16 protein-coding genes and 2 pseudogenes are annotated in these 20,178 nt (G+C 60.0%); 10 read left to right on the top strand and 8 right to left on the bottom strand.

Features of this window, described 5'->3' with window-relative positions; genetic code table 11:
* Positions 1-20: 20 nt before the first annotated feature.
* Both RA167_RS04370 and RA167_RS04375 read right to left on the bottom strand, forming a co-directional pair.
* Positions 21-1,325 carry an MdtA/MuxA family multidrug efflux RND transporter periplasmic adaptor subunit gene (locus RA167_RS04370; protein WP_076786630.1) on the bottom strand — a complete coding sequence of 435 codons (1,305 nt, stop codon included), beginning with the start codon at positions 1,323-1,325 and terminating at the stop codon, positions 21-23.
* 505 nt (positions 1,326-1,830) lie between these two features.
* Positions 1,831-2,295: a sulfurtransferase gene (locus RA167_RS04375; RefSeq protein ID WP_076786632.1), complete on the bottom strand. Its 465-nt coding sequence runs from the start codon at positions 2,293-2,295 to the stop codon at positions 1,831-1,833.
* 352 nt (positions 2,296-2,647) lie between these two features.
* Between RA167_RS04375 and glnA the strand changes: the two genes are divergently transcribed.
* Together glnA and RA167_RS04385 are read left to right on the top strand one after the other, a co-directional pair.
* Complete coding sequence (glnA, locus tag RA167_RS04380) at positions 2,648-4,063, top strand: type I glutamate--ammonia ligase (RefSeq protein WP_076786634.1); 1,416 nt, start codon at positions 2,648-2,650, stop codon at positions 4,061-4,063.
* Positions 4,064-4,122: 59 nt separating this feature from the next.
* Positions 4,123-4,251: pseudogene (locus tag RA167_RS04385) on the top strand (IS110 family transposase); the annotation flags it as partial.
* A 143-nt stretch (positions 4,252-4,394) separates the two neighbouring features.
* On the opposite strand, the gene RA167_RS04390 reads toward RA167_RS04385, so the two are convergent.
* Positions 4,395-4,688: an H-NS family nucleoid-associated regulatory protein gene (locus RA167_RS04390; RefSeq protein ID WP_076787803.1), complete on the bottom strand. Its 294-nt coding sequence runs from the start codon at positions 4,686-4,688 to the stop codon at positions 4,395-4,397.
* Positions 4,689-5,439: 751 nt separating this feature from the next.
* Here RA167_RS04390 and RA167_RS04395 point away from each other — a divergent pair.
* From RA167_RS04395 to ntrC, 4 genes and pseudogenes are all read left to right on the top strand, one after another.
* Positions 5,440-5,622, top strand: a pseudogene (locus RA167_RS04395) (type II toxin-antitoxin system Phd/YefM family antitoxin); the annotation flags it as partial.
* Positions 5,619-5,882, top strand: a complete 264-nt coding sequence (locus RA167_RS04400; protein ID WP_076786640.1) for a Txe/YoeB family addiction module toxin — start codon at positions 5,619-5,621, stop codon at positions 5,880-5,882. The pseudogene RA167_RS04395 and the gene RA167_RS04400, both read left to right, overlap by 4 nt.
* A gap of 218 nt (positions 5,883-6,100) precedes the next feature.
* Complete coding sequence (gene glnL / locus RA167_RS04405) at positions 6,101-7,243, top strand: nitrogen regulation protein NR(II) (RefSeq protein ID WP_076786643.1); 1,143 nt, start codon at positions 6,101-6,103, stop codon at positions 7,241-7,243.
* Between the two features lie 60 nt (positions 7,244-7,303).
* Positions 7,304-8,857 carry a nitrogen regulation protein NR(I) gene (gene ntrC, locus RA167_RS04410; protein ID WP_076786645.1) on the top strand — a complete coding sequence of 518 codons (1,554 nt, stop codon included), beginning with the start codon at positions 7,304-7,306 and terminating at the stop codon, positions 8,855-8,857.
* Between the two features lie 24 nt (positions 8,858-8,881).
* Here the strand turns inward: ntrC and xth are convergent, their stop codons facing one another.
* Positions 8,882-9,661 (bottom strand): exodeoxyribonuclease III, encoded by a 780-nt coding sequence (gene xth, locus RA167_RS04415; RefSeq protein WP_076786647.1) that lies wholly within the window; start codon positions 9,659-9,661, stop codon positions 8,882-8,884.
* Positions 9,662-10,094: 433 nt separating this feature from the next.
* Between xth and RA167_RS04420 the strand changes: the two genes are divergently transcribed.
* The 4 genes from RA167_RS04420 (at position 10,095) to RA167_RS04435 (ending at position 13,599) form a co-directional block, all read left to right on the top strand.
* A complete protein-coding gene (locus tag RA167_RS04420; protein WP_237574319.1) occupies positions 10,095-10,238 on the top strand; it encodes a hypothetical protein in 144 nt (47 codons plus the stop codon).
* Between the two features lie 152 nt (positions 10,239-10,390).
* Positions 10,391-11,101, top strand: coding sequence for a hypothetical protein (locus tag RA167_RS04425; protein ID WP_139337091.1), 711 nt, complete (start codon positions 10,391-10,393; stop codon positions 11,099-11,101).
* A gap of 319 nt (positions 11,102-11,420) precedes the next feature.
* Positions 11,421-11,672 carry a DUF378 domain-containing protein gene (locus RA167_RS04430; RefSeq protein WP_076786649.1) on the top strand — a complete coding sequence of 84 codons (252 nt, stop codon included), beginning with the start codon at positions 11,421-11,423 and terminating at the stop codon, positions 11,670-11,672.
* A 652-nt stretch (positions 11,673-12,324) separates the two neighbouring features.
* On the top strand, positions 12,325-13,599 hold the full coding sequence (locus RA167_RS04435; protein WP_076786651.1) for an amidohydrolase family protein: 1,275 nt from the start codon (positions 12,325-12,327) through the stop codon (positions 13,597-13,599).
* Between the two features lie 15 nt (positions 13,600-13,614).
* Here the strand turns inward: RA167_RS04435 and RA167_RS04440 are convergent, their stop codons facing one another.
* The 4 genes from RA167_RS04440 to fixL form a co-directional block, all read right to left on the bottom strand.
* Positions 13,615-15,711, bottom strand: coding sequence for a M3 family metallopeptidase (locus tag RA167_RS04440; protein WP_076786653.1), 2,097 nt, complete (start codon positions 15,709-15,711; stop codon positions 13,615-13,617).
* Between the two features lie 141 nt (positions 15,712-15,852).
* A complete protein-coding gene (gene folD / locus RA167_RS04445; RefSeq protein WP_076786655.1) occupies positions 15,853-16,704 on the bottom strand; it encodes a bifunctional methylenetetrahydrofolate dehydrogenase/methenyltetrahydrofolate cyclohydrolase FolD in 852 nt (283 codons plus the stop codon).
* 177 nt (positions 16,705-16,881) lie between these two features.
* Positions 16,882-17,505 carry an oxygen response regulator transcription factor FixJ gene (fixJ, locus tag RA167_RS04450; RefSeq protein WP_076786657.1) on the bottom strand — a complete coding sequence of 208 codons (624 nt, stop codon included), beginning with the start codon at positions 17,503-17,505 and terminating at the stop codon, positions 16,882-16,884.
* A complete protein-coding gene (gene fixL, locus RA167_RS04455; RefSeq protein ID WP_076786659.1) occupies positions 17,502-20,015 on the bottom strand; it encodes an oxygen sensor histidine kinase FixL in 2,514 nt (837 codons plus the stop codon). Before fixL ends, fixJ begins: the two co-directional genes overlap by 4 nt.
* Positions 20,016-20,178: the final 163 nt, after the last annotated feature.

The following is a 20,178-nucleotide window of genomic DNA, read 5'->3' on the forward strand; positions in this document are numbered from 1 at the left end:
AGCCGGAATCAAGGCTGCGGTTAGCGCGTGTGGCCGTGCGCGGCCGACGCGGCCGAGCTGCCACTGGCGGTCGCGGCCGGAATCGTGATTTTGGCGCCTTCCCGTAACCGGTCTGAGCCCTCGATGACGACACGCTCTCCCACCGCCAGGCCGGAGACGATGCTGGTGCGCTCGCCATCGACCGCACCCGTTTTCACTGGGCGCACGGTGACGGTGTTGTCGGCTTTGACCACGTAGACAAATGTTCCCATCGAGCCATTGAGTACCGCGGAAGTCGGTACGAGGGTCGCGTTGCGGATCGTGTCGACGAGTAGCCGCACGTTGACGAACTGATTCGGGAACAATGCCTGCCTCGCGTTCTGGAATACCGCGCGCAGTTTCACGGTGCCGGTGGTCGTATCGATCTGGTTGTCGATGGTGTGCAACTCGCCGGTTTCCAACGGCCGGCTGTTGGTGCGGTCGTAGACGGTCGCGGACATCTTGGCACCCGCGGTCCATTGCTTAAGAATGGCTTGTAGGTTGTCCTCGGACGTGGTGAACACGACGCTCATGGGCTGCATCTGCGTGATCACGACAATGCCGTTTGTATCGCTGGTGGTCACGTAGTTGCCCGGATCCACCTGACGCAGTCCTACTCGGCCTGTCACCGGTGCGGTAATCCGCGCGTAGGTCAGGTCCAGCTTGTACGTATCGATCGTCGCCTGGTCCGACTTCACTTGGCCGCGGTACTGCTCGACGAGCGAGGCCTGCGTGTTGACCTGCTGGCGCGAGATCGAATCCTGCTTGAGCAACGCCTGGTACGCGTTCAGGTCCGACACCGCCTGTCGTAGCAGCGCCTGGTCTTTCGCCAGTTGCCCTTCGGCGTTGCGCAGTGAAATCTCGTAGGGGCGTGGATCGATTTGTGCTAGTACATCGCCGCGCTTGACGAGTTGGCCTTCCTGGAAATTAACCGACATCAGCGTGCCGTTCAACTGCGTGCGCACGGTCACCGTCGCGAGCGGTGTCACGGTGCCCAGCGCATTGATCACGATCGGCATCTGGCCATGGATCACGGTCGCGACTTTGACCGGCTGTGGCATGTTCGCGAACGCGCCGCCGCCGCGCTGCGCGCCAGGCGGCCTGCCGGCACTGCCCGTGGCTGCGCCGCTGGCGTGGGCGCCTGGCGTGCCGCGCATGGCATCACGTTGCCACGGATGCCACCAAAGCAGCACGACGACGACCGCGACGAGCCCCGTAGCCAGCTGCAACGCGCGCGTGCGGGTGCGGCGCGCCACGGCGCGCGGCGCATCGGATGATCGAGCTTGTTGTTGTTCGTCTTTCTGCATGGTCGAGCAAATCGTTGGGATGTGATGGCGGGGAAGGGCTGCGACGACGAGCCGACGTGGTCCGTGCCTGGTTTATCAGTACATCATCGTGCGGTTGAGTGAGCGAGCTGTACGCGTGTGCCCAGGCAGCAGGCTGTATTGTGCAGCGCTTGCTGACCGTATCATGTCAAGGATTTGAAACTGCACGAAATCCTACGTGCGTCAACCGTGTCAGTCCAGTGCCCTTTTTTTCGGAACGTTACACCACACCCGTCGTCGCCTGCGGCAACCGCGACGGGCGTGCGGCGTTGCAGCGAGGCGGCATGTTGGGCTGCCGCATCCGAGGTCGCGCCGGGGCGATGGGCGCGAACGCAGTGGCTGGGCGCCTGCTCTCAGGGGAATTGGCTTGGCTTAGCCAGCTTTGACTCAGCTAGCCTAAGTTAGGAAGATACCCGACTTGGGTACTGCGGTGTGGGCGGCGCGGCCACGGTGCTGGTTGACGCACCATGGCGCGGTGTCCCCGAGTCTAGGCGCCCACCCAGGGCAAGCCGCGGAAACACCAGCCGCCGACCGTCTTGCGGTGTCCTTGAGCGTCTTTGTCGCCCTCAAAACCTTCCAGAATATCGTAGGCGCGCATGAAGCCTGCGTTCGCCGCTGCCACTGCAGCCAGCTTCGAGCGCGCGGCGCTGCGGCACAGCAGCAGGATCGGCGTGTGCGGCATCGCGACTTGGGACAGCTGCTCGACGAACTCGGTGTTGGGGACGCCGCCTGGGTATCGCGTCCACTCGATGTGTATGTACTGGCCGTTCCCGACGACCGGGCGGCCGACCCAGTCCAGTTCCGCGCGAGTGCGTATGTCAATCAACCGGGCCCCCGGCTCCAGCGCTAACAGCTCGAATGCCTCACCTGGCGCCAGCGCGCCGGCATACTGCAACTGGTGTTGCGTGCGACGCTGCTCGGCTGCTGCGTAAATTGCGTCCTGGGAAGTCATCACGGTGTCCAAAGTGCAATACCTTTATTTTAGCGTCGTCGTAGAATGACCCGCCTAGGCAGCGACAGGGTGCGCGACGTTGATGCGTTATCGTCATTTTGCCCCTAATAGGGGCATGTTCATCGCTACCCATCGAAATTGCACCAAATTTGTGCGCGATGCGCTGCGACGAGGGCGGGCAATACACTGATCGTAGGTCGCGATAGTGCGTAAGCACCGTAATTGGGTGTGTCCGGTGTCCTTGCGTTATAAATTGGCATGAAGTGTGCTCTAATCAGGCCCGATCCCGTTGCATGACCGGGAGGTCGGAATCGGGGGCGGTATCGTCCCCATTGTTCACCAGGAGAAAGGAATGACTAAAACCGTGGCCGACGTCACCAAACTCGTCGAGGACGAGGACGTCAAGTTCGTCGATTTTCGTTTCACCGACACCCGCGGCAAGGAGCAACACGTGACGGTGCCGGTGTCGGCGTTCGACGAGGACAAGTTTGAAGCCGGCCACGCGTTCGATGGTTCCTCAATTGCCGGCTGGAAGGGAATCGAAACGTCGGATATGCTGCTGCTGCCGGATCCGAACACTGCGTATATCGACCCGTTCTACGAGGAACCGACGTTGGTCCTCACCTGCGACGTGATCGAGCCATCGGACGGCAAAGGCTATGAGCGCGACCCGCGTTCGCTCGCCAAGCGCGCCGAGGCGTACCTGAAGAGCACGGGCTTGGGGGACACCGCGTTTTTTGGCCCGGAGCCCGAGTTCTTCATTTTTGATTCGGTGCAGTGGAACATCGATATGTCGGGCTGCTTCGTCAAGATTGGTTCCGAAGAGGCCGCCTGGTCGTCGGGCAGGGAGTTCGAACACGGCAACAGCGGTCACCGTCCGGGCGTCAAGGGCGGCTATTTCCCGGTTGCCCCGGTCGATTCGTTTCAGGACATGCGCTCGGAGATGTGCCTGTTGCTCGAGCAACTGGGCGTGCCGGTCGAAGTGCATCACCACGAGGTCGCCGGTTCCGGCCAGAACGAAATCGGCACGAAATTCTCGACACTAGTGCAACGCGCTGACTGGACGCAGATTTTAAAGTACGTCGTGCAGAACGTGGCCCATACGTACGGCAAGAGTGCGACGTTCATGCCTAAGCCGGTAGTGGGCGACAACGGTTCCGGCATGCACGTGCACCAATCGATCTGGAAGGATGGTCAAAACCTGTTCGCAGGCAACGGCTATGCGGGCCTGTCCGAGTTCGCGCTGTTTTACATCGGTGGCATCATTAGGCACGCCCGTGCGTTGAACGCGATCACGAACCCGACCACGAACTCGTATAAGCGGCTGGTGCCGCACTTCGAAGCGCCTGTCAAGCTCGCCTATTCGGCGCGTAACCGTTCCGCGTCGATTCGGATTCCACACGTGTCGAACCCGAAGGCGCGCCGGATCGAGACGCGTTTCCCGGATCCGATGGCCAACCCGTATCTGTGCTTCTCGGCGCTGCTGATGGCCGGTCTGGATGGCGTGCAAAACAAGATCCACCCGGGCGAGGCCGCGGACAAGAACCTGTACGATCTACCGCCGGAAGAGGACGCAAAGATCCCGACCGTCTGCGAGAATTTGGACACGGCGCTGGACGCGCTCGATGCCGATCGCGAGTTCCTCACGCGCGGCGGCGTGTTCACGGATTCGATGCTGGATGCGTACATCGAACTCAAGACGCAGGAGCTGCAACGCTTCCGTCAAACCACGCACCCGATCGAGTTCGAGATGTACTACTCGCTCTGAGCGATGGGGCGCGCTGTCCGGTAGGCGGTGCGGTGCGCCCATTGCGCGTTACCGCCCGCGCCCACTATTGGACTCGCAAGCTCCAGGCGCTTGGGCACACCGTCAAGCTGATGGCTCCCCAATTCGTGAAACCATACGTGAAGACGAACAAGCACGATGCGGCTGACGCCGGAGCCATCTGCGAAGCGGGCACGTTTGGCGAATTGATCCACCGCCTTGCTAAGCCGATGCTCCCACGCACTTGTTTTTTGGCACTAATTTGCCGGTGCAACAAAAGATAATGCGGCACACAGTGGCATATTCGCCTCCTTCACCAACATGCCGTTCCGCCTTATTTTTGGATCAAAAAGCGCTCGCGATTCTTTCCAATCCATGACGGTGCCCGACCTCTACCGCTCCAGGTCTCACCCGTTTTGGGATTTTGGTATTTCGGCTCCGGCTGCGTCGCGCGTGCAGCGCCGCGAGCTTGACGCCTACGTCCAAATAAATCTTCGGCCGTGATCCCCAATTCGGTGATCTTCTCACGCATCTGTGCAACCACCGTTTCCAATTCCTGCGCCCGTAAGGCTTCTGCTTCCGCTTCAAGCTTTTCAATTTGAGCGCGCAACTCTTGGTATGTGGACATGTTCATTCCCTATGTTAAGTTAAAAATATCCTGGACGGATGCGAACTGGTTCAACTCACTTGTATGCCTGTGCCAACGTCTCAGACTGACGAAGCGCTGGCATGGCCTCTATGTAAAAGGCTGATTGCAGACTAACCGCTTGGGCCACGATAGTTATCACGTTCGATGATCAAATACCGCTTTGCTTTTTGGCCTTCTTACCCTGCGTATGCGCATAAATAATGCCAGCTGTTCTTTACGACGACCGGCGGCCCTACAAGATCCTCTATTGTACCTTAATGCGCCGACGGCCGAGCCGACCACTGGATTAAAAATGAGTAGTTTATGGTTTTCGCCGGCGGCGCGGCGCAGAAATGCAACAAATCACCTGCGGGTGTTTTCAATTGGCGCGATGCAAGACGAGTGCCGTCATCACCTTTAAGAAGAGGCCTAAGCTCGGATTGTCGCTGCTCGCCCAACTGTTCATAAAGCCTTATAAATAACTGGGTATTGTTCGTTGACGCATGGATAACCTGTTACTCGGCGCTGGACACCTCTGAACCCAATCGTCGAGTGGGCCACGGTTATCCCCATTTCAGCGCTCCGGCAGTCGCGCGGCATAATCCATGTCGGAAGTCCGAACGGGTTTGAAGGAGCGGCGTTCGAATAGGTGATTGAGAGTTTCCATGAGCGTCGTACCTGCTCGTTAGCAAGCAGGGTACGACGTAGGCAAAGCTGTTTGTCCGAGTTGGCTGGACGTTGGCCCGGGGCTTCACTCACCACGCGCCGCGACGCGCCAAACGCCGTTATTATGTCGCAGGACTATGACGACAGCCTGATGGAGACGGTTTATCTGTTGCGTTCGCCAGCCAACGTCGCTTACCTCGAGCGTTCGATTGCACAGTGGCGTAAGGGCATGGCAAAAGAAGGCAAACTGGTCGAAGACGCTGAATGAGCGTGCGCCGCGTGCTTTTTACGCTCGATATATGGGACGATTACATCTACTGGCAGGGGCAAGATCGCCAAGCCTTCAAGCGCATCAACCAGCTCATTCGCGAGGCGCAGGGCACGCCTTTCAACGGCATCGGCAAGCCCGAACCGCTGAAGGCGAACCTCTCGGGCTTTGGGTCCTGCCGCATCGACGACACTCATCGCCTGGTGTACGAGGCGGACGATGTCCAGCTCAGCATCCTCTCCTGGCGTTGCCACTATTAGGCGTGACGGCGTGCCGCGGCGCGTGCTTGACAGTGCATCGTCAGGCGCGGCTGCGTGTTGCGCCCGACAGCGTCAAACGGCTGACGGCGTGGATAAAAGAACTGTGACGGATACCCAACAGTGCCTCCAGCGTTATTCGTGAGCCGCCGTATGCGGAACCGCACGTACGGTGGTGTGAGACAGCGACGGGGTTAACCCTACTCAGTTGGACCGGCTCGATGGTATTGAAGAACCTAACCAAATTGAAACAAAACCAATTCGATACGCTGGACGATTCAGCGCTGTGCTGCTCTGGGCTACTGCCCGGGCTCGACGCGCTGCCGACGGTCGTGCTGGTGCTGGACAAGCGGACACTGCGCGTGGCGTATGCGAATCCATCGGCCGAGTCGATGCTCGAGATGTCGCGCCGGCAACTGGAGCACACCACGTGGCCGGATCTGTTCTCCAATGGCGACGAGTTGGTGACGACCATCGCAGCGATTGCCGACAACCGGTTCCAGGCGACGCACCTGGATGCCACACTGGAGCGCCAGCTGCGCGAGCCGTTGCGTGTGCACGTGATCGTGGGCTACCTCGAGGCAGCATCGGATTACGTATTGCTAGAGCTGTTCGCCAACGACCAGCAATTGCGCAGCGATCGAGAGAAGCGCATCCATGACCTGACGTCGGTCAACAAGCAGTTGATTCGCAATCTGGCGCACGAGATCAAGAATCCGCTTGGCGGCATTCGCGGCGCGGCGCAGTTGCTTGAGTTCGAGTTGGGCGAGCGCGAGGTGCGCTACGACCTGCACGAATACACGCAGGTCATCATCAAGGAGTCCGACCGGTTGCAGACGCTGGTAGACCGGCTGCTCGAACCGCACCGCCATCCGCACATCGTCGGCGACGTGAACATCCACGAGGTCTGCGAACGGGTACGCACAGTGATCCTGGCCGAGTTTCCCCGAGGGCTGACGATCGAGCGCGACTATGATGTGAGTGTGCCGGAGTTTCGCGGCGACAAGGAGCAACTGATCCAGACGTTGCTGAATATCGTACGCAATGCGACGCAGGCGCTCAAGGAGCGCATCTCGCAAGGTGACGCGCATATCGAGTTGCGTACGCGCGTCGCGCGCAAGGTGACGATCGCCAAGCGGTTATGCAAGCTGGCATTGGACTTGCGTGTAATCGACAATGGCCCCGGCATACCGGAGGAGATCCGTGACCGAATCTTCTATCCGCTGGTGTCGGGACGGGAAGAGGGCAGCGGGCTCGGGCTCACGCTTGCGCAGACCTTTGTGCAGCAGCACGAAGGGTTGATCGAAGTGGAAAGCCGTCCCGGTCATACCGAATTTCAGATCCTATTGCCGCTGACTCGATGATCGGCGCGCAGGCGACAGGTGCGCGCACGCAGATATTGAAGAAAAACGCCCAATAAATTTATGAAGCCAATTTGGATAGTTGACGACGATCAGTCGATACGCTGGGTGCTCGAGAAGGCACTGGCGCGCGAGAACTTCGCCACCCGTAGCTTTACCAGTATGCGCGACGCGCTGGCCGCATTTGCGCAGGACCAGCCACAAGTGCTGGTATCGGATATCCGAATGCCGGGCGGCTCGGGGCTCGAACTGCTCAATGCGGTGCGCGAGCAGTGGCCGGAGGTGCCGGTGATCATCATGACAGCATTCTCGGACTTGGACAGCGCCGTCGCAGCCTTCCAGGGCGGGGCGTTCGAGTATCTGGCCAAGCCGTTCGACGTCGATAAGGCGGTCGAGTTGATCCGCCGCGCCGTTGATGAGAGCATGCGCGGCGAACAAGGCTACGATGACCGGCTCGCCGAGGCACCGGAGATGCTCGGGCAGGCCCCGGCGATGCAGGACCTGTTCCGCGCGATCGGCCGGTTGTCCCATTCCGTGGCGACAGTGCTGATTACTGGCGAGTCCGGGACCGGCAAGGAACTGGTGGCTCGTGCGCTGCATCGGCACAGCCCGCGCGCTAATGGACCGTTCATCGCATTGAACATGGCGGCGATTCCCAAAGATCTGCTTGAATCAGAGCTATTCGGGCACGAGCGTGGGGCGTTTACTGGCGCGCAGGCGATGCGGCAGGGTCGCTTCGAGCAAGCCGAGAACGGCACACTGTTCTTGGACGAAATCGGGGATATGCCGTTCGATCTGCAGACGCGACTGTTGCGTGTGCTCTCGGACGGGCAGTTCTACCGCGTCGGCGGCCACAGTCCTTTGCGGGCGAACGTGCGGGTGATCGCGGCGACGCATCAGAATCTGGACACGCGGGTGCGGCAGGGATTGTTCCGTGAGGATCTCTATCACCGGCTCAACGTGATCCGGCTGCGGCTGCCGCCGTTGCGGGAACGCAGCGAGGACATTTTGCTGCTCACGCGACATTTCCTGCAAAAGAGCGCGCGCGAGCTGGGTGTCGAGCCCAAGCGCGTCACTGATGCAACGCTGGCGTACCTGGCGTCGCTGCCGTTTCCTGGCAACGTGCGCCAACTGGAGAATCTGTGCAACTGGCTGACCGTGATGCCGCCCGCGCAGACCATCGAGATCAAGGATTTGCCACCGGAACTGGTCACAGAGCGACAATCGTCGACGCACGCCGTGGCCAATGAAGGGCTGCTGATCGGCAAGGCTGTCGGCGCCGCCGGCGCAGCAGCGGCGTCCCCGTCCGGCGATGCCCGTGCCACAGCACTGGCGCACAGCGGCGTGACGCTGCTGGCCGGTCCCGGCAGTGGCGCGTGCGCGCCGGTATTGCCCCAGGTCAGTGCATGGGAGGTCGGCTTGCGCACCGAAGTGGCGCGACTGCTGCGCGAGAACTCGCCCGAGGTGATGGACGGGCTGGCGCGCCGCTTCGAAGCCGCGGTGATCCGCGAGGCGCTAGATTTCACGCGCGGCCGCAAGGTCGAAGCCGCCGAGCGGCTTGGCATCGGACGCAATACGATCACCCGCAAGATCCAGGAGCTGCAACTGGAATCATGACGGCGCGATCGGGGCGCTGCCCGCTTAGCGCTCCAGCGTCGCGATTACCGGCGCATGGTCCGATGGCTGGTTCCAGCGACGCGGAGTCTTGTCGATCTCGCACGCGCTGCAGCACTGCGCGAGCGACGGTGACAGCAGGATGTGATCGATGCGTAAACCTGCGTTGCGGCGAAAGGCCAGCATCCGGTAGTCCCACCACGAGAACGACTTGTCAGGCTGCTCGAAGCAGCGAAAGGCATCGACGAGCCCGAGTTCGACGAGCGACCGGAAGGCATGGCGCTCCTCGGGTGACACGAGGTTCTGTCCTTCCCACGCTTGCGGGTCGTGCACGTCGCGATCTTCCGGCGCGATATTATAATCGCCCGTTAGCGCGAACTGCGGGTGTGCACGCATTTCGGCGGCGACCCATTCACGCAGCGCGGCCAGCCATGACAGCTTGTACGCGAATTTGTCGGAGCCCGGCGCCTGCCCATTGGGAAAGTAAGCGCTGACCACGCGCACGCCGTCGATGGTCGCGGCAATCAAGCGTTGCTGCAGGTCGTCAAAGCCGGGAATGTTCCGTATGACGACCGCTTCGTCGACCGGCAAACCGTCGCGTACGAGGATTGCGACGCCGTTATAGGTTTTTTGTCCGGAAAACCAGCTGCGGTAGCCGGCCGCTTCAAGTGCCGCGCGCGGATACTTGTCGTCGGGCAGCTTCAGTTCCTGCAAGCACAATACGTCGACACGGCTCATGGCGAGCCAGTCGATGACGTGTTGCAAGCGGACTTTTAATGAATTGATGTTCCACGTGGCGATTTTCATGTTTGAGTGAGTGCCGCGACAGGATCGGCTTTGCGGCTATGTTTCAATGGTAGTGGGCTATCTGGCTACCCATCTAGCTACCCACCTTGGAGGTGGTAGAGAAAACGATGGGGCCGCTTATGATAGCGTTAGTCCGCTGCTTGACCCTCGTGGCTCTTGGGTGGCAACGGCGCTGGTCCTGCGACAAATTCGTCAGGCGACAGCAAATTTAAGAACGTCTGGGCAACTTTGGCTTTCGGCACGTGAGCCAGTCATCGTAATGCTCCTGGCATAGGATCACGATGCCGTGCTTCGGTCCCCAGCTTGTGCAAATGGCGCAGGAGCGGGTGTGTGCGCCTTGCCACAGCACTTGTCACGGTGCGGGTACTGATGGCAACCGGTTTTCTCGTTGGGCGTTGGGCACCGCGGCCAACGTCTGCCACTGATGCCGTTTATGCAACTTGCTACCCGGATTGGTGGAGCACTTACGGTGATGGCGGCCCTGCTATGGTTGGGCCAATGTGTTCGACACGCAAAAATAAACGCGTTTGCCGATGTCAACGATTCCAGAAAAATTACGTGGCCCTTGGACCAATAAGTCCTCTTGTACGCTTAAGGCAAGACGCGAATTACAGCATTGACAAGGCTGGTGAATTATGAAAGCGTTAGCCTATGAGGCTAGTCCTGCTATGGGCGCGTGATGATCACTGACCACGGAAACAATGGAGGTTGGCAATGAGAACGCGAGCGATGAAAGTAAAAGCGCAACAAAGAGCTAAAGTTGCAAGAATTTTACATGAGCATGAGGGAGAACTCAGTTCGTTTGCGCGGATGCAGCGGTATTACGGTGAGCTACAAGCAATACTCAACACCGTTGCGTCGCGTTTCGGCGCAACCGCTCGTCCAAGCCCGGCGATGCGCGAAATCGACAAGCGCGCTGCCGCTATTGAGGAGTGGGTAACGAGTGATCGACGGCAACATGTGCCGGTGCGCGTATTGGGACGCTTGGGGGGCGAGAACGGAGGGGATAGGATAAGCGGTGTAAATAACTGGCTAAATCGGAATAGGTCAGCAAGTCGAGAGCCAACGGAAGGCGAATTCCTTAATATCAACCCGTTCTCAGATTGGTCTGGATCAATCAATCAAGGTTGGATACAGGGAGCGTTTGATAGAGGCCATATGTTCCGCTTATTAACGGACGTGCCTGACCATCTTGTCGCTGCACATAACAATGCCGCTCAAAATCCGACTGAAGAAAACATCAACCAATATAAAGAAATGTTGAGCAATGCAGCGGGAAACTGGCAACATCGAAGCAGTGTTTTTGCAAAAGAGTTGATTGATTGTGCTAAAAATGGATACGTCATTCACGAAGACGCAGCTGGTAGAAAAGGCGTTATGCCACGGATTAGGCATGAACTTTTAGAAGGGATACGAGACAGGGCACCGAGGATACCGTAAAAGACTACTGCTTAAGCGCGATGTGAAGGTGACGTATGAGTTAGTGCGCCGCTATTATAACCCATCCGGTGGGCAGGCCGTATGCACTGTGGCGCGCCGCCGATGAGCGTGGCAACTGGATGCGCTGCTGCAAAATCGCCGTGACAAATCCGCCGTCAACAACCAGGCTGAGACCGACTCGTACGCTTTCAAATAGACTTGCTCATACTTGGTGCTGCGCCACAGCCATTCGACTATAGGAACCCGTGCAGGCACGCTGTTTGCGGTAATCGCAGGCAGTTAGTTCACCCCGTGTCGTTACATTTTTTAGGAGATTGCTATGACTATTGTGACCGCTTGTGGCGCACGTTCCAACCTACTCGACTGGATTGTCGGCGCGCTTGTCATCATTGGTGCTCTTAACTGGGGACTGGTCGGACTGTTTCAGTTTGATCTCGTCGCGGTGATGTTCGGCGTTGGATCGGTTGTGGCTCGTATTATTTACGTGCTAGTGGGGTTATCAGGGATTTACTGTTTGGTTAGAGCTTGTATTGCGGCCAAGGTTACAGCGTCCGACGACCGAGCGCATTGACCATACATGCGGTTACGCCAATAAATAATGGTTGATTATCGTATCCGTTATACGCGAGCCGCGCGGGCGGATCGGTGTGACTATACCAATTCCTGCTTGAGAAAAAATTGGATACGGCCGTCCGCGCGCTTCATGCAATCCGCTAGGGGGTGTCAACGTGCTGCGTACCTTTCCGCGGCAGACCTTTCCGTTTACTTGCCGCAAGGCTGAAGCAGGGAGTCCGTTTCTGAAGCGAAGCTCGATTCGGTAAACTGTCGGTCCTCGCCACGTGCGGCCCTCCCGAGCTGTCCTTCTACAAGGCATGTCTGGGACGATAACAGTAAGTTTTAAAATCACCGCGTACTATTCGTGCTCAGGGAGAAGCAATAGCAGGGCAATGCGTCATTCGCGCTATGTCGGCTTGAGAAGTGGCGCGTTAAATCCCATGCGCATCTTGCAGCGCGACGCGCAGTGTCCGTCGCACCGCCTGCGCGAGACGAAGTGTGGTACGGCGAGAAAGTCGCTGCACAATAGCATAAACGAATACCACTGATTGATGGAGATTGCGAATGCGCGATCGGCATATCCAACTTGATATGACAATTTTGCACGCCTAGTCCCAGCATGCGACCAACATGCAACGTCGGAACGCCCTAACACGAAGGAGCTTCTGATGGATCTGATTCTCCGTAACGCATCGTTGCCCGACGGGCGTACGCAAATCGACATCGGCATAAGCGGCACGCGTATCGTCGCGGTAGAGCCGGCGCTGGCGGCGAGCGCATCACAAGAAATCGATGCGCAGTGCAAGCTGGTCACGCCACCGTTTGTTGACGCGCATTTTCATATGGACGCGACACTGTCGTATGGGTTGCCACGGGTCAACGCGTCAGGCACGCTGCTCGAGGGTATCGCGCTATGGGGTGAACTGAAGCCGACACTCACGCAACACGCAGTGCTCGAGCGCGCGCTGCAATATTGCGATTGGGCCGTCGCGCGTGGATTGCTGGCGATCCGCTCGCACGTGGACGTTTGCGATCCGAGGCTACTGGCCGTTGAAGCCCTCGTCGAAGTTAAGCGCCGCGTCGCGCCGTATCTCGATCTTCAATTAGTCGCATTTCCGCAGGATGGCCTGTTGCGCAGTCCCGGCGCTTTCGACAACTTAAAGCGCGCGATCGCGCTAGGCGTGGATGTCGTGGGCGGTATCCCGCATTTCGAGCGGACCATGGCCGATGGTGCCGAGTCAATTCGACTATTGTGCGAGTTTGCGGCGCAAAAAGGTTTGCGAGTGGATATGCATTGCGACGAATCAGACGACCCAATGTCGCGCCATATCGAGACGCTGGCCGCCGAAACGCACCGGCTTGGGTTGCAAGGCCGTGTTGCCGGCTCACATCTGACGTCGATGCACTCGATGAACAACGACTACGTGAGCAAATTGCTGCCCTTGATCCGCGAAGCCGGCGTGGCCGTGATTGCTAACCCGCTAGTCAACATCACGTTGCAGGGGCGTGTGGACACTTATCCGAAACGGCGTGGCATGACGCGTGTGCCGGAGATGCTGGCTGCCGGCATCGATGTTGCGTTCGGTCACGATTGCGTGATGGACCCGTGGTATGGGCTCGGTTCGGGCGACATGCTGGAAGTCGCCCATATGGCGCTGCACGTCGCCCAGATGGCCGGCGTTGATGCAAGCCGTGCTTGCTTTACCGTAATTACGCAGACGCCAGCACGGATCCTGGGCCTTGAAGGATATGGCGTTGCGCCCGGCTGCCATGCCGACCTGGTATGGCTCGACGCACGCGATCCTATCGAGGCGATCCGCCTGAGGGCTGCACGGCTCGCGGTGATTCGGCGCGGCCAGGTGGTCAGCCGGCAACCCGCAGCGCAGGCGACGCTGGCGTTACCCGGCCGCCCCACCTCGGTCGACTTCAAGCTGTGTCGGTGACGCGCATCATCTGCGTCAGGCCGCGTCGGCTTGCGCGGTCATGCCATTGTGCCGCAGCAGCGCATCGATACTCGGTTCGCGGCCGCGAAAAGCCTTGAATGACGCCATCGCGGAACGGCTGCCGCCGACCTCGAGTATCTGCGCGCGGTAGCGCGCTCCGGTTTCGCGATTGAGCACGCTGCCGCCGATGCTGGCCGCTTCCTCGAACGCGGCATAGGCGTCGGCCGACAGAACTTCAGCCCATTTGTAGCTGTAGTAGCCTGCCGCATAGCCGCCCGCGAACACGTGGCTGAACGTGTTTGGCCATCGTGAAAACGGTGCTTGTGGCACAACATGGCAGCTATCGTTGACTTGGCGGGCCAGTGCGTTGACGCTCATCTCGCCGTCGGGATCGTACGTCGTGTGCAGCAGCATGTCGAACTTTGAGAAGACGATTTGCCGCAGTGTCGCGAGCCCGCTTTGGAAGTTGCGTGCCGCCAGCATCTTATCGAACAGCTCGCGCGGTAGCGGCGCACCGGTGTCCACGTGCGACGTCATGCCAGTCAGCACATCCCACTCCCAGCAGAAGTTCTCCATGAACTGCGACGGCAACTCGACCGCATCCCATTCGACACCGTTGATGCCGGACACCCCCAGCTCATCGATTCGCGTCAGCATATGGTGCAATCCATGGCCGAACTCATGGAACAATGTGATGACTTCATCATGCGTGAAGCAGGCTGGTTTGCCACCGACCGGCGCCGAGAAGTTGCATGTCAGATAGGCGACCGGCGTTTGCAGTGTGCCGTCGGCGCGTCGGTGGCGTGAGCGCGCGTCGTCCATCCACGCGCCACCACGCTTGCCCTCGCGGGCATACAGATCTAGATAGAACTGGGCGAGCAGTGTGCCGTCGTGATTTTCGACGCGGAAAAACCGCACGTCCGGATGCCAGGTTTCGGCCGCATCCGGCTTGATGAGTACGCCGAACAAGGCCTCGGTGACACGAAATAGGCCCTGCAGCACAGTGCCTTCCGGGAAATATTGCTTGACTTCGTTTTCGGAGAACGCGTAGCGCTTTTGTCGCAGCTTTTCGGACGCGTACGTGACATCCCACGGTTCGAGGCGTGCAAGCCCTAGCTCATCGGCCGCAAATGTTTGCAGTTGTGCCCAGTCTTTTTCTGCATACGGCCGCGCGCGCCGCGCCAGGTCATCGAGAAATGCAATGACCTGCTCCGGGGAGTCGGCCATCTTCGGCTCGAGCGACACTTGCGCAAAATTTCGGTAGCCCAGCATCGACGCTTCTTCCGCGCGCAGCTTCAGCTGCTCGGTCATGTTCGCGGTGTTATCCCACTGTGGCTTGCCGCTGCCGTAGTCGGGCCCGAGTTCCGACGCGCGGGTCGCGTATGCGCGGTACATCGCCTCGCGCATTGGGCGGTGTTCCGCGTATTGCAGCACCGGAAAGTACGACGGGAAGTGCAGCGTAAATTTCCAGCCCGGCTTGCCGTCTTTTTCGGCGGCGTGGCGCGCCGCGTCGATCGCGTCCGCAGGCAGGCCCGCGAGCTGTGCGTCGTCCGTCACGAAGTACGCGTACGCGTTCGTCGCGTCGAGCACATGGTCGGAGAACGCCTTGGACAGCGTGGCCTGCTGCTCCTGCAATTGCGCAAAGCGCGGCTTGCTGTGCTCGGGCAGTTCGGCGCCGGACAGGCGGAAATCGCGCAACGCGTTGTCAAGAATCTTCTTGCGCGCGTCGCTCAACTGCGCATACGCGTTGCTGGCCGCAATAGCCTTGTATTTTTCGTACAGCGCAAGGTTTTGGCCGACATTGGACCAGAATTCGGTCACGCGCGGCAGGTTCTGCGCGTGTGCCGCACGCAGTGCCGGCGTGTCGGCAACGGCATTCAGATGGCCAATCACGCTCCACGCGCGTGACAGCGGCTCGGTGGCCGCCTCGACCGGTTCGACCACCGCTTCCCAGGTGGCCGGCGTCTGCGGCGCACTGGCATGTCGTACCGCATCGTTCGCGGCTTCGAGCAGCACATCGAGCGCTGGGGTGACATGCTCGGGCTGGATCGATGCAAAGCGGGGCAGGTCGGTGAAATCGAGCAATGGATTGGGAGTAACGGTTTGACCCATGATGTTCCTGTCATATCTTGAAAGAGTGACGGCCCGGTGCGATGCACCGAGCTGCAGCGCTGCGCGCAACTTGTCACTATGATCTGGGGACGCGTGCGACAGTTTCCAGTCAATTATGCCCAATCCGGCACAACCGCACCGTCACCCGGCCGCGCGCTCGGCCGCTTCGATGGTGTTGACCAGCAGCATCGTGATCGTCATCGGACCGACACCGCCGGGTACCGGCGTAATGTAGCCGGCAACCTCGCGAACGCCGGCGAAATCCACGTCGCCGCACAGCTTGCCCTCGTCGTCGCGGTTCATGCCGACGTCGATGACAGTCGCACCGGGCTTGACCATGTCGGCCGTCACCAAATTGCGCTTGCCGGTCGCCGCGACGATGATGTCCGCGCTGCGCGTATGGGCCGCGAGATCACGCGTCTTGCTGTTGCAAATCGTCACGGTTGCACCGGCCTCGACCAGTAGCATCGCCATCGGCTTGCCGACAATGTTCGAGCGGCCGATCACCACCGCGTTGGCGCCAGCCAGCGGGATGCGCTCCGATTCGAACATTTTCATCACGCCGTACGGCGTGCAAGGGCGAAACAGCGGCTTGCCAGTCATCAACGCGCCCGCGTTGGCGACATGAAAGCCATCGACGTCCTTTTCCGGTGCGATCGCCTCGATGACCTTGTGCGCATCGATATGCGGCGGCAACGGTAGTTGCACGAGGATCCCATGGATCTGTGGATCGCGGTTCAGCGCGTCGATGTGGGCGAGCAGGTCGGCTTCGCTGAGTTCAGCCGGATAGCGGTCGTAGACCGAATACAAGCCGTTATCCTCGCACGCCTTGACCTTGTTGCGCACGTAGACCTGGCTGGCCGCGTTGTCGCCGACTAGCACCACGGCTAGACCGGGCCGGTGACCGCGTGCGGCAAGCGCGGCGGCACGTTGCGCCACTTCGGCGCGCAGCTGTTTGGAAAGGAGGGTGCCGTCGATGATTCTGGCTGTCATGGCAGGGGGTAGGTCGGTTTATCGAAGCGCAAAGCGGTGGGCGGTGCATGCTACACTGCGCTTGCATGGCAAGTGGCTGCACACGGCCTGAAAGGGCTGATTATACCGCCACGGGCGAGTGGCTTGGCCGCCCTGGGCGACCGGCTTCGTTCGCGCATCCGTTGTTTGACGCGGCTCCTACTGCTTTTTTGACAAGGCAAGGCGCAGCAGGTCGGCCACCGTGTTCACGTTGAGCTTTTCCATGATGTTCGCGCGGTGCGCCTCGACCGTCTTGATCGAGATGCCGAGATCGTCAGCAATTTGCTTGTTCAGCCGCCCGGCGGTGATGCGCTCGAGTACCTGGTGCTCGCGCGCGGTCAGTTTGGACAGGCGCTCGGCGGTCGCCCGCTGCTGCTGCGCGGTCGAGTTTTCGGTGCGGGCACGCTCGAGCATGCGCTCGACCAGCTTGCGCAACTCGGCTTCGTCGAACGGCTTTTCGATGAAATCCATCGCGCCTTTCTTCATCGTCGACACGGCCATCGGCACGTCGCCGTGGCCAGTGACGAAAATGATCGGCAGCATGGCATGCTCGGCAATCAACTTTTCCTGCAACTCGAGCCCGCTCATGCCGGACATGCGCACGTCCAGGATCAGGCAGCCGAGCTGCGATGGCTGGTAAGCATCGAGAAACTGTTCGGCGCTGGAGAAGCACTGGACACGGTAGCCATTGGCCTCGAGCAGCCAGCGTAGCGAGTCGCGGACTGCCTCGTCATCGTCGACAACGAAGACGGTTTCTTGTTGTGTGGTGACTGGGCTGCTCATAGTTCTCCCGTAACAGTTTGCGGCGCGGCCGCTGCGGACCCATGCTGCGTGGGTTCTTCGGTTTCGCCAAATGGCAACGTGAAATGAAAGGTACAGCCGGTCACGAGGCCATCGGGCTCAATATTGTTGACGACCCACAGACGTCCCCGGTGAGACTCGATAATCGAGCGGCAGATGTTCAGCCCCATGCCCATGCCATCCGACTTGGTGCTGTAGAACGGCTCGAACAGATGCTCGGCGGTGGCTTCGTCCACGCCCGGTCCCTGGTCCACCACGCTGATGCGCACGCACTGGTCATCGGCGACGATGCGCACTTCGACGCGGATCACGGGATCGATTGCGTTGGGACGGGCATCAGCCATCGCCTCGGCGGCGTTTTTCAGCAGGTTCACGAGTACCTGCTCGATCAGTACCGGGTCGACATTGATGACCGGTAGCCGCGCGCGCATGTCGGTGACGATGCGGATGTGCCGCTTGCGCGTCTCGATCTCGGCCAGGCCGACCGCATCCGCGATGATGTCGCTGATCTTCGTGCGTTGACGCTTCGGCTCGCTGCGTTTGACGAATGCGCGGATGCGCTTGATGATCATGCCGGCGCGCACCGCTTGCTGCGACGTTTTCTCGAGCACCGGTAAAAGGTTTTCTGGCGACGCACGGCCGGACTTCACCAGGGCAACGGTGCCCGATGCGTAGTTGTTGATCGCCGCCAGCGGTTGGTTTAACTCGTGCGCTAGTGACGAAGCCATTTCGCCCATCGTCATCAAGCGGCTGGTGAACTGCAGCTTTTCGTCCTGTTGCTGCGCCAGTTCCTGGGCTTGCTTGCGCTGCGTGATGTCCGTGGCGATTTGCATCTGCGCAAGATGGCCGTCGACCCACTGGATGTATTGCCGACGCACCTCAAACCACTTTTGGATGCTTTGTACGTAGATTTCGCACGCGTCCGACGTGCTTTCAGTCAGCGCGGCGGCCGGCAGGCCGGCGTAGGTGTCAACCAGGTCGATCGAGTCGTTCGACGCCTGGGTTGCCGTGTCAAGGCCGGAGCCTGCCAATTCCAGGTGTCCGTCCGGGCGGATACCGAATAGATGCCGGTAATAGCGGTTGGCAAACAGCAGTTCGGCCTGGTCTGCCGCCAGCACCGAGACTGCTGCGTCCAGCGATTCGAGTACGGTGGTGAAGCGCTCATGGGCGGCGGCCAACTCCTCGCGCGCGCGCTTGGGCTCGGTGATGTCGGTCATCGACGACATCCAGCCGGTCTGGCGCCCAGAGCTGTCGATCAGCGGCGATACATACAGCCGCGCGTAAAAGATCGAGCCATCCTTGCGGCGCACCCGCAACTCGAACCCCGACGAGGGTGCTTTGCCGCGCAGCGTCATGTCGAGCTGCCGGTGCATTTCCGGGCAGGCTTCGCGCGGCCAGTACGGGAACGGAGCGGTTTTGCCCACCAGGTCGCTTTCGTCCCAGCCGGTCATCCGGCAAAAGGCCGGGTTCACGTGCGTGATGCGTCCTTGCATATCGAGCACGCGCATGCCGATCAGCACCGAGTTTTCCATCGCGCGTCGGAAGAACGCTTCCGCGTACAGCGCCTGTTGCGCCTCGAAGCGCTGCCGCGTGTGCTTCCATAAGCTCCACAGGCTCCATAACACGAAGCACGACAGGCCGGCCACTAGCCACACCAGCGTGTTGTTCGTGAAATTGGTTAGTTGCGGATACGAGTACACGCGCACCGCCAGGCTATGGCCCGGCGGATCGAGCGGTAGATCGTAATACGCATCGCGCGGCAGCCGCGGGCGGGTGGACGTGGTGGATAGCTCGCGGTGGCTCGGATCGATGATCGAAATCTTGTACTTCGCGGACAGCTCGGCCGGAATGTCGTGCTTGAGCATACCTTGAACCGAGAACACGGCGGCCACCGTGCCGAGGAACTCGCGCTCATGGAAGATCGGCGTTTGCAGCGTTACGTAGCCGTTGCGCAAGTCGTCGTAGAGCAGCGCCGAGTAGATCTGCCGGCGCGAGGCACGTGCTTCAGTGAACGAAGCGCGGATCGCATCGTACAATTGCGCATTGTTTGGCTTGGCCAGCCGAGAGCCGACGTGCGGCTCCGGGGTGCTGGCCCAATGCGGCGTCTGCGAGCCGTCGAGCCAGTTCATGTAGATGATTTCCGGATGGCTTTGCATCACAGCGCTGGCGGCTGTCTGGAAGGTCCGCGCGTCACCGTGACCGGCGGCAATGTCGCGCGCGAGGGCGGCAATGTGTTCCTGCGCGCTCGTCATTGACAGACGGATCTGTTGCTGGGCCCACGCGACGTTGCGATATAGCGTGTCTTCCTGCTGCTGTTGCTCGCGCCGGTTCAGGCTCCACAGAATCAGGCTCATTACGATCAGGAACACCACGATCGACACGAGCGGCGTGAGCAAGTAAGAGTTGGACCACCACGGGCCGTGGTGCCAGCGGTTGGGCGGCGGCGTCGGCCCGGGCCGCGCTGCACGAGCGAGGAGCCGTTCGGTCAACATAGAGGAGATTGTAGCGCAGGGTTAAAAGCACAAAGCGAGCAGTTCGCGGCAATGCAGCGATAGAATCCAGACGGATGCCAGATTTTCGGGTTGCATCGCAGCAATTTTTCATATGGCGAGAAATCATCTCGTCATTTGAAAATTTTGTTGCGCAGGCTCAGAC

The sequence above is a fragment of the Mycetohabitans endofungorum genome, assembly GCF_037477895.1.
GTDB lineage: Bacteria > Pseudomonadota > Gammaproteobacteria > Burkholderiales > Burkholderiaceae > Mycetohabitans.

Bases quoted from the DNA above. Each gene is read 5' to 3' on its own strand.
- RA167_RS04370 (WP_076786630.1), bottom strand. From the start codon at position 1,325: ATGCAGAAAGACGAACAACAACAAGCTCGATCATCCGATGCGCCGCGC.
- RA167_RS04375 (WP_076786632.1), bottom strand. From the start codon at position 2,295: ATGACTTCCCAGGACGCAATTTACGCAGCAGCCGAGCAGCGTCGCACG.
- glnA (WP_076786634.1), top strand. From the start codon at position 2,648: ATGACTAAAACCGTGGCCGACGTCACCAAACTCGTCGAGGACGAGGAC.
- RA167_RS04390 (WP_076787803.1), bottom strand. From the start codon at position 4,688: ATGTCCACATACCAAGAGTTGCGCGCTCAAATTGAAAAGCTTGAAGCG.
- RA167_RS04400 (WP_076786640.1), top strand. From the start codon at position 5,619: ATGAGCGTGCGCCGCGTGCTTTTTACGCTCGATATATGGGACGATTAC.
- glnL (WP_076786643.1), top strand. From the start codon at position 6,101: ATGGTATTGAAGAACCTAACCAAATTGAAACAAAACCAATTCGATACG.
- ntrC (WP_076786645.1), top strand. From the start codon at position 7,304: ATGAAGCCAATTTGGATAGTTGACGACGATCAGTCGATACGCTGGGTG.
- xth (WP_076786647.1), bottom strand. From the start codon at position 9,661: ATGAAAATCGCCACGTGGAACATCAATTCATTAAAAGTCCGCTTGCAA.
- RA167_RS04420 (WP_237574319.1), top strand. From the start codon at position 10,095: ATGCAACTTGCTACCCGGATTGGTGGAGCACTTACGGTGATGGCGGCC.
- RA167_RS04425 (WP_139337091.1), top strand. From the start codon at position 10,391: ATGAAAGTAAAAGCGCAACAAAGAGCTAAAGTTGCAAGAATTTTACAT.
- RA167_RS04430 (WP_076786649.1), top strand. From the start codon at position 11,421: ATGACTATTGTGACCGCTTGTGGCGCACGTTCCAACCTACTCGACTGG.
- RA167_RS04435 (WP_076786651.1), top strand. From the start codon at position 12,325: ATGGATCTGATTCTCCGTAACGCATCGTTGCCCGACGGGCGTACGCAA.
- RA167_RS04440 (WP_076786653.1), bottom strand. From the start codon at position 15,711: ATGGGTCAAACCGTTACTCCCAATCCATTGCTCGATTTCACCGACCTG.
- folD (WP_076786655.1), bottom strand. From the start codon at position 16,704: ATGACAGCCAGAATCATCGACGGCACCCTCCTTTCCAAACAGCTGCGC.
- fixJ (WP_076786657.1), bottom strand. From the start codon at position 17,505: ATGAGCAGCCCAGTCACCACACAACAAGAAACCGTCTTCGTTGTCGAC.
- fixL (WP_076786659.1), bottom strand. From the start codon at position 20,015: ATGTTGACCGAACGGCTCCTCGCTCGTGCAGCGCGGCCCGGGCCGACG.